At 73.1% G+C, this 11,948-nt stretch carries 12 protein-coding genes; 7 read left to right on the plus strand and 5 right to left on the minus strand.

What is annotated here, in order from left to right; all coding sequences use genetic code 11:
* Positions 1–429 (plus strand): methylated-DNA--[protein]-cysteine S-methyltransferase (locus tag ACFWY6_RS38230; protein WP_384700462.1); only part of this gene is annotated, 429 nt, incomplete at its 5' end.
* 737 nt (positions 430–1,166) lie between these two features.
* The gene (locus ACFWY6_RS38235) at positions 1,167–2,429 is read left to right on the plus strand and encodes an MFS transporter (RefSeq protein ID WP_384700463.1); all 1,263 of its coding nucleotides are present in this window, start codon (positions 1,167–1,169) and stop codon (positions 2,427–2,429) included.
* On the opposite strand, the gene ACFWY6_RS38240 is transcribed toward ACFWY6_RS38235, so the two are convergent.
* Positions 2,416–2,781 carry a cupin domain-containing protein gene (locus ACFWY6_RS38240; RefSeq protein ID WP_384700465.1) on the minus strand — a complete coding sequence of 122 codons (366 nt, stop codon included), beginning with the start codon at positions 2,779–2,781 and terminating at the stop codon, positions 2,416–2,418. The two genes, ACFWY6_RS38235 and ACFWY6_RS38240, sit on opposite strands and share 14 nt — an antisense overlap.
* A gap of 128 nt (positions 2,782–2,909) precedes the next feature.
* Here ACFWY6_RS38240 and ACFWY6_RS38245 point away from each other — a divergent pair, with 128 nt between their 5' ends.
* Positions 2,910–3,815: a pseudouridine-5'-phosphate glycosidase gene (locus ACFWY6_RS38245; protein WP_384700467.1), complete on the plus strand. Its 906-nt coding sequence runs from the start codon at positions 2,910–2,912 to the stop codon at positions 3,813–3,815.
* Positions 3,812–4,735 (plus strand): carbohydrate kinase family protein, encoded by a 924-nt coding sequence (locus tag ACFWY6_RS38250; RefSeq protein ID WP_384700469.1) that lies wholly within the window; start codon positions 3,812–3,814, stop codon positions 4,733–4,735. Before ACFWY6_RS38245 ends, ACFWY6_RS38250 begins: the two co-directional genes overlap by 4 nt.
* A 75-nt stretch (positions 4,736–4,810) precedes the next feature.
* Here ACFWY6_RS38250 and ACFWY6_RS38255 read toward each other — a convergent pair whose 3' ends face one another.
* The gene (locus ACFWY6_RS38255; RefSeq protein ID WP_384700471.1) at positions 4,811–5,623 is read right to left on the minus strand and encodes a methyltransferase domain-containing protein; all 813 of its coding nucleotides are present in this window, start codon (positions 5,621–5,623) and stop codon (positions 4,811–4,813) included.
* Between the two features lie 148 nt (positions 5,624–5,771).
* Here ACFWY6_RS38255 and ACFWY6_RS38260 point away from each other — a divergent pair, with 148 nt between their 5' ends.
* A complete protein-coding gene (locus ACFWY6_RS38260; protein WP_384700473.1) occupies positions 5,772–6,908 on the plus strand; it encodes a magnesium and cobalt transport protein CorA in 1,137 nt (378 codons plus the stop codon).
* A gap of 75 nt (positions 6,909–6,983) precedes the next feature.
* A complete protein-coding gene (locus ACFWY6_RS38265; RefSeq protein ID WP_384700475.1) occupies positions 6,984–9,218 on the plus strand; it encodes a PQQ-binding-like beta-propeller repeat protein in 2,235 nt (744 codons plus the stop codon).
* 50 nt (positions 9,219–9,268) lie between these two features.
* Here ACFWY6_RS38265 and ACFWY6_RS38270 read toward each other — a convergent pair whose 3' ends face one another.
* The 3 genes from ACFWY6_RS38270 to ACFWY6_RS38280 form a co-directional block, all read right to left on the minus strand.
* Positions 9,269–9,688, minus strand: coding sequence for a CBS domain-containing protein (locus ACFWY6_RS38270; protein ID WP_384700477.1), 420 nt, complete (start codon positions 9,686–9,688; stop codon positions 9,269–9,271).
* 109 nt (positions 9,689–9,797) lie between these two features.
* A complete protein-coding gene (locus ACFWY6_RS38275; RefSeq protein WP_384700479.1) occupies positions 9,798–10,202 on the minus strand; it encodes a PPOX class F420-dependent oxidoreductase in 405 nt (134 codons plus the stop codon).
* Positions 10,203–10,298: 96 nt separating this feature from the next.
* Positions 10,299–10,940: a uridine kinase gene (locus ACFWY6_RS38280; protein ID WP_384700483.1), complete on the minus strand. Its 642-nt coding sequence runs from the start codon at positions 10,938–10,940 to the stop codon at positions 10,299–10,301.
* 49 nt (positions 10,941–10,989) lie between these two features.
* On the opposite strand from ACFWY6_RS38280, the gene ACFWY6_RS38285 reads away from it, so the two are divergent.
* A complete protein-coding gene (locus ACFWY6_RS38285) occupies positions 10,990–11,703 on the plus strand; it encodes a DUF2293 domain-containing protein (RefSeq protein WP_384700481.1) in 714 nt (237 codons plus the stop codon).
* Positions 11,704–11,948: the final 245 nt, after the last annotated feature.

Below are 11,948 nucleotides of genomic sequence, written 5' to 3' on the forward strand. Positions count from 1 at the left end.
GGGTCGCCCCCCGGGGCGCGTGCGTGGCCCGGCCCGGTGGGGCCGCCCCGCGCGCGGGGGGCTCCCGACTCGCCACTCCTCGCCGAGCCCATACGGCAGCTCGCGGCCTACTTCGCGGGCGAGCGCCACGCCTTCGACCTGCCCCTCGACTGGTCGCTGATCTCCGGGTTCAACCGCCAGGTCCTGCGCGAGCTGACCACCGTTCCGTACGGCGCGGTCGTCGGCTACGGCGACCTGGCCCGCCGCGTCGGCCAGCCCCGCGCCGCCCAGGCGGTCGGCCTCGCGATGGGCGCCAATCCCCTGCCGGTCGTGGTGCCGTGCCACCGCGTGGTGGAGAGCGACGGCGGCATCGGCGGCTTCGGAGGCGGCCTGGAAACCAAGCGCCAACTGCTCGCACTGGAGGGGGTGCTGCCGCAGCCGCTGTTCTGAGGGGCTGGCTGGGGTGCGCTGGCTGGGGTGCGCTGGTTGAGGGGCAGCTGGTGGGCCTGCGCTGGTGTGAGGGGCCGGGCGGGCGTGCGCTGGCCTGAGGGGCCGGGCGGGCGTGCGCTGATCCGAGGTGCTGGCCGGCCCCACGCCGGTCTGTGACGCCGACGGACCGCGCGCTGGTCTGAGACGCCCGGTCGGCCGCGCCCTGGCTCTGAGGCGCCGGCCGACAGAGGCCCTATCTGAGGCGCCCGGTCGGCCGGGGTGCACTGATCTGAGACGCCGGCTGGCCCCGCGCCGATCTGAGGTGCCTGCCGAGGGTGCGCTGGTGTGGGGCCGCCCGACCGCACGCCGACCTGAGACGCCCGGTCGACGTGCGCTGATCCAAGACGCCGCCCGGCCCCGCGCCGACCTCAGACGCCCGGTCGACGTGCGCTGATCCAAGACCCCGGCTGACCGCGCGCCGCTCTAAGGGGCCGTCCGACCCCGCCGCGGTCTGAAACGCCGGCTGACCGCGCGCTGATCTGAGGTACCGGACGAGCGTGGGCTGGTCTGAGGTGCCAGCCGGCCGAGCCTTGATCTGAGCTGTCGGCCAACCGTGCGCCGGCAGCGCATGCCCTCGTCTCCGTCGGGCTCGGCCTCGTGCTGCTCGCCGTCCGGCCGGCGGCGTCATCGCGTGCGAGGCGTCCGTCGGTCGTGGCAACTCCGTTTCGCGTGTACGAGCGCCCTGGCACACTGCGTCAGTGACTTCGACCGTCGACGCTCCTGACATACCCGCCCCCGAGGCGCTGCCCGGCCTTCGCCGTCGTACCACCGCGGTGCTGATCGCCAGTCAGATACTGGGCGGGCTCGGTGTGCCGATCGGTATCGCCCTGGCCCCGGTCCTGGCGACCGAGGTGAGTGGGACCGAGGCCCTGTCCGGGCTCGCGCCCACCGCCTCCGTGGCCGGTACGGCGCTGCTCTCGCTGCCGCTCGCCGCGCTGATGACCTCGCGCGGACGGCGGCCGGGGCTCGTCCTCGCCTATCTGATCGGCGCGCTCGGCGCGGGGCTCGTGGTGCTCGCCGCGGTCATCGAGAACTTCCCCCTGCTGCTGCTCGGCATGGCGGGCTTCGGCGCGGGCTCGTCCGCGAATCTGCAGGCGCGGTTCGCCGCCGCCGACCTCGCCGAGCCCGAGCGGCGCGGCCGCGCCATCTCCCTGGTCATCTGGGCCACCACCATCGGCTCGGTCCTCGGGCCGAACATCGCCGCCCCGACCAGCCGTGCCTTCGCCGACACGGCCATCCCCGAGACGGCCGGCCCCTTCCTCTTCGCCGCCGGGATCTTCGCGGTCTCCGGTCTGGTGGTGGCGCTGCTGCTTCGGCCCGACCCGCTGCTCACCGCGCGCGCCCTGGCCCCGCAGGAGGACGACACCGCGCAGAGCCGCTCGCTGCGGGCCGGTGTCGCCGCGGTGGCCGCGTCGCCGATGGCCCGCCTCGCCCTGGTGACGGTGGCCGCGTCGCACACCGTGATGGTCTCGATCATGGTGATGACGCCGGTCGACCTCGGGCACCACGGGGCGAGCCTGCAGCTGGTCGGTCTGGTCATCAGCGGCCACATCGCGGGCATGTACGCCCTGTCGCCGGTGATGGGCTGGCTCGCCGACCGGTTCGGCAGGCTCTCCGTGATCGGCCTGGCGATCGGGCTGCTGTGCTGCGCCGCGCTGCTCGCCGGCACGGCGGGCCCCAGCCACGGCCACACCGCCGCCGGGCTCTTCGTGCTCGGCCTCGGCTGGTCCGCGGGCCTGGTGTCCGGCTCGGCACTGCTGACCGACTCGGTGCCGGGGCCCGCCCGAGCCGCAGTGCAGGGACTCTCGGACCTGACCATGAACACGGCGGCGGGCATCGGCGGCGCGGCGGCCGGCCTGATCGTCGCGCAGGCGAGCTACGGCTGGCTCAACCTCATCGGCGTCTGCGTGCTGCTGCCGATGGCGGCGCTCGCGGTCCGCAGGGCGGTCAGGGCAGCGTGATGTGGTACGCCTTGCGCAGCGTCTCGTGCACCGTCCACGTCGTACGGTCGCCCTCGCGCAGGACGGCCGCGTCGCCGGGGCCGACCTCGATCACGTCGCCGCCCTCGACGGCGATCGTGGCGCGGCCGCTGACGACCACGAAGAGTTCGTTGGCCTCGGTGTCGGTGACCACTCCGGGCGTGATCTGCCAGATGCCGCGTAGCTGCTTGCCGTCGGCGGACTCCCACAGGAGCTTGCCGGTGACCTCCGGGGTGCCGGAGACGATCTGCGCCGGATCGAGCGGCTCGGCCTCCAGGTCGGCATCCGGAATGTGCACGGCAAACGACGCGACAGCTTGATCTCTCGTGGTCATGGCCGGTCACCCTAGCCGGGCCCCCGCGACAGGACCCTGCCAGGGGTGCGCCTTCTCCGTAGAGGGGTTTGGCGGGGTGCGCCGCCCGCCAGGGATGAGAGGAGACCCGACAGGCAGGAGGCAGGCCCGTGCTGGTGGTGTCCGACGAGGTACAGGCGGCGGTGGCGGATCGGCGGCCGGTCGTCGCCCTGGAGTCCACGATCATCGCGCACGGGCTGCCACGCCCGCGCAATCTCCAGGTGGCGCGCGAGCTGGAGGACGTCGTACGGGCGGAAGGCGCCGTCCCCGCGACGATCGCGGTCCTGGACGGGCGCCCCCGTGTCGGCCTGGACAAGGAGCAGTTGGAGCGGGTCGCGAACGAGGACGGCATCCGCAAGCTGGGCCACCGCGATCTGGTGCTCGCGGTCGCGGCAGGTGCGAGCGGGGCGACCACCGTGTCGGCGACGGCGCTGCTCGCCGCCCGCGCGGGCGTGCGGGTGTTCGCCACGGGCGGGCTCGGCGGGGTGCACCGGGAGTGGACGGTGACCCAGGACGAGTCCGCCGACCTGGGGCTGCTCGCCCGGACGCGCATCACCGTCGTCTGCGCGGGCGTGAAGTCGATCCTGGACGTGGCGGCGACGCTGCAGCGCCTGGAGACACTGGGCGTCGCGGTCGCCGGGTACGGCACTGACCGCTTCCCCGGCTTCTACCTCACCGACTCCGGGCATCCGGTGGACTGGACGCTGCGTACGCCCGGGGAGGTCGCCCAGGTGATGCGGGCCCAGGACGCGGTCGGCGGTCCGGAGTCCGCGCTGATCGTCGCGAACCCCGTCCCCGAGTCCGAGCAGCTCGATCCCGCGCTCCACGCGCGCGTGCTCGCCGAGGCGCTGGAGGAGTGTGCCGAGCGGGGCATCACGGGGCAGGCGGTCACGCCGTTCCTCCTGGACCAGTTGGTGCGCCGTACGCGGGGCGCGTCGCTCGATGCCAACCTCGCGGCGGTGCGGGGCAACGTACGGCTCGCGGGCCGGATCGCGGCGGCCTGGGCCGGGCGGTGAGCCCGGGGGGCGGGGCCCTGCTGGTCGTCGGCGACGTCGTCACCGACATCGTCGCGCGGCACCGCGCACCGCTCGCACCGGGCACCGACACGGCGGCGGCGATCCGTGCGGTGCCGGGCGGCGCGGGCGCCAATGTCGCGTCCTGGGCGGCCTCTTGGGGGTGCGGGGACGTACGGATCCTGGGACGGGTCGGGGCCGATTCGGCGGCATGGCACGAGGAGGCGCTCGCCCGCGCGGGAGTACGTCCACGGCTAGTCGTCGACCCTGAGGCGCCGACGGGGACGGTGATCTGCCTGGTCGACGGGGGCGCCGGGGCCGAGCGGACGTTCCTGGCGGACAACGGCGCGTCCCTGCGCCTGTCGGCCGACGACTGGTCGGCCGGGCTCCTGGACGGTGTCGGGTGGCTGCACCTTTCGGGCTATCTGTTCTTCGCCGGGCCGAGCCGGGCCGCGGCCGGAGCCGCGCTGGCATCGGCACGCGCGCGTGGAGTGCCGGTGAGCGTGGATCCCGCGTCGGCGGGGTTCCTCACCGATCTCGGCGTGGACCGCTTCCTTGCGGCGACGGACGGTGTGGACGTACTGCTGCCGAGCGAGGGCGAGGCGCGGCTGCTCACCGGTGTGCCCGACCTGGCGGACGCGGCCGTGAAGCTGAGCCGGCAGTTCCCCTCGGTGGTGGTCAAGCGGGGCGCCGCGGGCGCGCTGGTCGCCCGGTCGGGCGAGGTGCGGGCGGCGGTCCCCGCGCTGCCGGCCGTGCCTCGCGACTCGACGGGCGCGGGCGACGCGTTCACCGGCGCGTTTCTCGCCTCCCGGCTGGGGGGTGCGGGGCTCTGCGAGGCGGCGGCGGAGGGGTGCAGGGCGGGGGCCCTGGCCGTCGAACGGGTCGGGGGGCGGCCCCCGTTGCCCGGTTCGACGGCCTGTTGAAGAGTGTCCGGGTGCCTTCGACTGCGGGGGTGTGGGGGCTTGTCGCGCAGTTCCCCGCGCCCCTTACGGGGCGCTCTACCCCTTCCTGCCCCACGCCGAGACCAGCGGTGACGTCGCCAGGTCCATCGTGCCCGTCGCGACGCTCGCCAGGTGGGTGGTGATGTCCTCGTCCGTGGCCAGGCCCGCGGTGGTCAGGGCCGTGCGGGACTGCTGGATCGTCACCGTCTCCAGGGCGGCGCACGCGGGGGCCGTCAAGGGGAAGTACGCGTCGGCCTCCACCTGGCGCAGGCCCGCGGCGCGCAGCAGGCGGGGCAGGCCGCGGCCGTATGCGACGTCGGAGCCCCGCTGGGTGAGCAGCGCGCGCCTGAGGCGGTTCGCCAACTCCTGGGCGGGGCCGTGCTCGTCGGGGCAGGGCAGCGGCTGCAGCGCGGGGTCGGCCTCCTCGATCAGGAGCCTGCCCCCGGAGCGCAGCGCCCTGATCATCGACCGCAGCGCCTGCTCCAGGTCGGGCACCCGGGACAGCACGAGCCGCGCGTGCACCAGGTCGAAGCCCCCGACGGGCGGCGCGTCCGCGCCCACGTCGTGGGTGCGCACCTCGACCGGCGGGCGCGCGGCAGACGTCTGCCAGGACGTGTCCGTGGCGGTCGCGAGGACCCGCCCGGTGGGGCCCACCCGCTTGGCGAGCCAGGAGACGACGGAGGGGCCGCCCGCCCCGACCTCCCAGCAGCGCCAGCCAGGGCCGATGCCGAGCCGCTCGATGTGCCGGAAGGTCGTGGGATCGAAGAGGGCCGCGAAGGCGTCGTGGCGCCGGCCGATCTGGGTGGCCCCAGCCGCCTCAGCCGCCCCAGCGGGTCGATTTCCTGAGAGATAGCCGTCGATGAGCGTCATGCCACGATCATCCCAGTTGTCCGGCTTTGCCTGGGGAGGCTGAACCGGGCATACCGGAACGGAGTCTTCCGTTCCCACAGGCCCCGGCCGCACTGTCGCCCCGTACTGGCAGACTTGCTGGCCAAGTCACCGGAACGAGGAGCCACGCATGTCGATGGCAGGCAACCTGCGGAAGGTAGGGAACCTCCGGAAGGTGGGCGGCCTGCGGAGAGTCGCACGGGCAGCCCGCCTCACCCGCAAGCGCACCCGCGTCGACCTCAGCCATCCCGTCCGCTCCCCGCTCGGCTCGTCGGTGGTGAAGTGCGTGACGTACCGCGACGGGGTCCGCCAGGAGGGCGGCCGCGACCTGGTCGAGGAGGTCGAGCGCGTACGCAAGAGCGGTGACGGATTTGTCTGGCTCGGTCTTCACGAGCCGACCGAGCAGGAGTTCGCGGGCATCGCGGAGCTCTTCGACCTGCACCCGCTCGCCGTGGAGGACGCGGTGCACGCGCATCAGCGGCCCAAGGTCGAGCGGTACGACGAGACGCTGTTCGCCGTGTTCAAGACGGTCTGTTACGTGGACCATGCCGAGCTGACCGCGACCAGCGAGGTGGTGGACACCGGCGAGATCATGGTCTTCGTCGGCCGGGAGTTCGTGATCACCGTACGGCACGGCAGGCACGGCTCGCTCGGTCCGCTGCGCGAGGAGCTCGAATCGGCGCCCGAGCAGCTCGCCAAGGGCCCCGGAGCGGTGCTGCACGCACTGGCCGACCACGTCGTGGACGACTATCTCGCCGCCACGGACGCCGTGCAGGCCGATATCGACCAGGTCGAGATGGACGTGTTCTCCAAGGAGGGGGAGCGCGCCGATCCGGGCCGCATCTACCAGCTCAAGCGTGAACTGCTCGAACTGAAGCGGGCCGTGGTGCCGCTCGGCCGCCCCCTGCAGATCCTGGCCACCCAGCCGATCAGGGTGATCGCCCCGGAGATACAGGCCTACTTCCGGGACGTCGACGACCATCTGAAGCGGGCCACCGAGCAGATCGCCGCCTTCGACGAGCTCCTGAACTCGATCCTCCAGGCACATCTCGCACAGGTGACGGTGGCTCAGAACGAGGACATGCGGAAGATCACGGCGTGGGCCGCGGTGATCGCCGTGCCGACGATGGTCTGCGGTCTGTACGGCATGAACTTCGACCACATGCCCGAGCTGCACTGGAAGTACGGCTACGGCATGGTCGTCGGCCTGATCGTCGCCATCTGTTTCGCGCTCTACCGCGGATTCCGTCGCAATGGCTGGCTCTGACGCACCGCGACGGCCCCGCCACGCACCGGCGTCTAGTCTGTGACGGCCATGTCAACCACCGGGGGAAGGTGACCGATGCCTCTGCGCGAGGGTGACCCCGAGTCGATCGGCGGCTACCGGATCGAGTCGCGGATCGGCACCGGCGGCATGGGCGTCGTCTATCTCGGACGCTCCGCTTCGGGCCGCGCGGTCGCGGTCAAGGTCGTCCACACCCAGTACGCGGACGACCCCGAGTTCCGCGCGCGGTTCCGCCAGGAGGTCACGGCCGCCCGCCGGGTCAGCGGCGCCTTCACCGCGCCCGTCGTGGACGCCGACCCGGAGGCCGCGCTGCCCTGGATGGCCACGGCGTACGTTCCCGGGGACACCCTCGCCCAGCGCGTCGCCGAGCAGGGGCCCCTCGACTGGCCGCGGCTGAAGCGGCTCGGCGGCGAACTGGCCGAGGCACTGCGGGAGATCCACCGCGCCGAGGTGGTGCACCGCGACCTGAAGCCGAGCAACGTACTGCTGCTCGGCTCCGGGGAGGACACGGACGGCGGTGGTGGTGACAGCGGGGACAGCGGGATGACGCGCGTCATCGACTTCGGCATCTCCCGTGCCGCGCACAGCGATGTCCGGACGCAGACGGGCCTGGTGATGGGCTCACCACCGTTCATGGCGCCGGAGCAGTTCAGCAGCCCGCGCGACGTGGGGCCGCCCGTCGACGTCTTCGCCCTTGGCGCGCTGCTGGTGTACGCGGCGACCGGGCGCAGCCCCTTCGAGGCGGAGAACGCGTATCTGGCCGCCTATCAGACGGTGCACAACGACCCCGAACTGGGCGCGCTGCCCGAGTCGTTGCGCCCCCTGGTCCTCGCCTGCCTCACCAAGGACCCGCAGGACAGGCCCACTCCGGTGCAGGTGCTCGAGGCGCTGGCCGCGCTGCCGGACGAGGGGGAGCCGGGTGCGCCACGGGAACGCGTATCCACCGTGGAAGAACGGGCGGAGCCCTCGGAGGATCCGGCCTCCGACGCCTCCGACGCCACGTTCGCCCTGTCGACGACCGCGACCACACCCCGACACCCGCGCCGGGGGCGGCGGTTCACGGTGATCCTCGCCGGGGCGGTGGCCTTGGCGGCCGTGCTCGGCATCGGCGTATCCGTGGCGCTGCTCGGGGGGTCGGATCCCGTCGCGCAGGGCACGGACGGCAAGTCGGGCCTGCCCGACGGCTGGCAGCCGTGGCAGGTCGCCGCCGAGAAGGACGGCGACGACATGATGCCGTCGTCGCAGGCCTGCACCCCGCACGCGCACGGCGTCTACTGCGCGTCGCCGACCACGGCGCTGACCCGGCTCGATCCCCTGACGGGCAAGGTCAAGTGGACCAAGCCGATGCACCGCCCCAAGTCCAGCAACGGGTACTCGGTCACCGATCCCGTCGTGGGCGCCGGGGCGGTGTTCACGTTCAGCGCGGAGGGCTCCCAGGGTGTCGACGCGTACGACGCGAAGAGCGGCCGGCGGCTGTGGCGGCTGCCGGGGCCGCACGCGGAGTTCCAGTTCCTGAGCGGCGTACTGGTCGTGCACAAGGGCGAGTTGAGCGAGTCCCGGACGTCGACGTACACGGCGTACGACCCCCGGTCCGGCGACGAGCTGTGGCATCACAAGGTGACCAGCGACTCGGCGGGCGCGTTCTACGCGGGCCCGGACGGCACGGTCTTCGCGGATCTGCGCACCGCCGCGCGCAAGGGCGACCCCGCCCCGGCCTCGTCGGCCATCACGCGCTTCGACGCGCGCAGCGGCCGCAAGCTGGGCTCGGTCAAGGCGCCGAAGGGAGACCTCTGGCTGGCCACGGTGCACGACGGCAAGGGGTACTTCGCCCGCTGGGAGAACGACTCGGATGTCTCCTCGCGCTTCTTCATCCAGGATCTGACCTCGGGGGACGTCCGCGGGATCGACTTCCCCTGGGCGGTCGAGCCGGAGGCGCCGCCGCTGGTGCGCGGCGACGCCATGTACCTGTTCGACTATGCCAACGAGACCGTGCTCGCCCTGGATCTCAAGCGCGGCAAGCCGCTGTGGACGACCTCGCGCGAACTGCGGATCTTCAGCGAGCCGTCGGTGCGGGGCGACACGCTGTACGCCACGATGCCGGACAGCAGCGTCATCGCCGTCAACACCCGTACGGGCAAGGAGCGGTGGCGCTCGGCGCCCTCCTTCAAGGACACCCACCGAGGCGGATCGGTGGACGACCGCTCCCCGAGCGGGGTGGCCCCGCTGGCCCTGGGGGGCGTGCTGTACGGGGTGACGGACGACGGCACGTTCTCGGTGGCGGCCAAGGGGTAGGCGAAGTGGTAGCCGTACGCCGTCAGCCGTACGCGATCAGCGGTATGCGATCAGCTCTTCGCGTACACGCTCTCGACCCAGCCCGCGAGTTGCTCCTCGGTGAGGTGCTTGGCGAGGTCGGCCTCGCTGATCATGCCGACAAGGCGCTTGTTCTCGATGACGGGCAGCCGGCGGATCTGGCGGCCCTGCATCTCGTGCAGCACCTCGTCGACGTCCGCGCCCGACTCGACCCAGCGTGGCGTGCCCTTGGCCATCTCACCGGCGGTCACCTTGGCCGGGTCGTGCCCCATCGCCACGCAGCCGACCACGATGTCGCGGTCGGTGAGGATGCCGCAGAGGCGTTCGTTCTCGTCGCTGATGGGCAGCGCGCCCACGTCGAGCTGGCGCATGAGCTGCGCGGCCCGGTCCAGGGTCTCGTGGGCGGGGATCCACTGGGCACCGCGGTGCATGATGTCTCCGGCGGTGGTCATGAGTACCTCCCGTTGCCGGACGGCCGGCGCGGCACGGAGGCACCGCTAGTCCCGGCGCCCTTCATTCTCGCCGGGCCCGTGGGGGTCCGCACGCCGGGGACGGCGGGGCTCAGACGTTGAAGCCGATGACCTTCCGCGGGACCACCCGGATGATCACCCGGTCCTCCCCGTCCTTCTCGCCCGGCGGGTCGATGCCGAGGTACTTGTGCGAGAGCTCGTGCGAGAGCCGCTTCTGAGGGTCGGGGAGGATCTCCGCGACGCCGCGGATCTCGGTCGACGCGTACGGGTTCGCCAGGTCGAAGACCGAGATGCTGATGCGCGGGTCACGTTCGAGGTTGCGGACCTTCTGCCGCCCCGCGGTGGCGGAGAACAGCACGGTGTCCCCCTCCCGTTTGATCCACACCACGGAGTTCTGCGGGGCTCCGCCGGGGCCGAGGGTCGCCACGCCGGCGAAGTTCTTGCCGTCGAGGAGCGCGCGGACGGATTCGCTGAAATTGATCGCTGCCGTTGTCATGCCCAGACTCTAACTACATGCACGTGCATATAAAAGGGATTCGGTCGAGGTCGTTCAAAAGGGCTTCGGTCGAGGTCGGCCGAGGTCGGTCGAGGTTCAGCCGCTCCACGCCGGATGCCGGGGATCGTCGGCGCGTACGACCACGTCGGCCGCCGCACCGGGATCCGTCTCCGTCTCGTACCGCTCGAAGGCCGGCAGCGTCCACTGCTCGTCCGGTGCGGTACGCCGGCGCAGGGCGCCCTGCGAGAGCCGTACGTGGACCGTCAGGTCGAACGGGAACCAGTGACCGAGGAGCAGCGGGCCGTGCATCAACAGGAGCCCGCCGGGCGGGAGTTCGACGTACGGGCTGCGTGTGGCGCGGTCCGCGGCCGGGTCCCACAGGTCGGGCAGTACGCGTCCCGTGCCGCCCGGGTCCAGTGGCCCGAACACTTCGCGCCACAGCGCTCCCGTGTCGAACCAGCCGCTGTGGTACGCCTCCACGTCCTCGCGCCCGTACTCCAGGCGCAGGGAGGCAGGGCGCAGGAAATCCTCCGTGCCGATCACCAGGGCGGACCGTCCGCGCACCCGCAGGGCATCGGCCACGCGGTGTGCGAGCTCGCCCGGCCTGCCCGCGGGGGCGCCGTCGAAGGCGATGCGGAGCCAGGGGCTCCCGTCGGCCGTCTTGAGCTCCGCGAGCCGGTCGGCGAGGGCTTCGGTGAGCCGTTCCCAGGTGATCGCTTCGAGTCGCACAGGGCCCATGATGCCGGGTGCGCGGTAGGGCCCCTCGGGGAGGGGGAATGCTTCGTTCATGGCTCCGACCGCCCCTCCCTTGCCAACTCCGCCCGCCGGACCGGGACTTGTCGCCATCCAGCCGCTGAAGCGGCGGCACTGCGAGGAGTGCCGTGGCGGACCGCTCGCCCTGCTGGTCGTGGAGGACGGCGGGCCGCGCTGTCTGGACTGCGCCGACCTGGGGCATCTCGTGTTCCTGCCGCGCGGCGACACGGCGCTGACGCGGCGGGCCCGCGAGGGGAGCGGCCTGGCTGCGGTGGTCGTCCGCCTCAACCGGCGCCGTAGCCGGTACGAGCGGCAGGGCATCCTCGTCGAGGAGGCGGCCCTCGCGAGGGCCGAGGAGCGGTGCCTCGCGGACGCGGAGGCACGGGCGCGGCGGAGGGCGCGGGACGCGGTGCGGAGGGCGGCGGAGGACGTCCGCTTCACGAGGGCGTTCGCGGACGAGATACGGCGTCTGTTTCCGGGGTGTCCACAGGACCGGGCGCTCGCGATCGCCGCGCATGCGTCGGTGCGGGGCAGTGGGCGGGTGGGGCGCAGTGCCGCGGGGCGCGCGTTGTCCGCGGGGGCGGTCACCGCGGCGGTGGTGGCCGCGGTGCGGCATACGGATACTCCGTACGACCGGCTGCTGATGAGCGGGGTGCCGCGGGGGGAGGCCCGCCGCCGGATCGCTGCCGCGGTCGAGGCCACGGTGAGCGTGTGGCGCGCCGCGGGGCCTGGCCGGGCTTCGGCTTGACCTGCGGTCGGGCCGGGGCGCGGGGTGACCTGCGGTCGGGCCGGGGCGCGGGGTGACCTGCGGTCGGGCCGGGCGCGGGGTGACCTGCGGTCGGGCTGGGGCGCTGGTTGACCTGCGGTCGGGCTGGGGCGCTGGTTGACCTGCGGTCGGGCGTCGTCTTTGCCTTTGGCCGACCGTCGTCGCGGATTCGAGCCGCCGCGCGGCGGGGCTTTATTGGGTGGGGGGCGCCCCCGCCCCCCCCGAGC

The sequence above is a fragment of the Streptomyces sp. NPDC059037 genome (genome assembly GCF_042740015.1).
GTDB lineage: Bacteria > Actinomycetota > Actinomycetes > Streptomycetales > Streptomycetaceae > Streptomyces.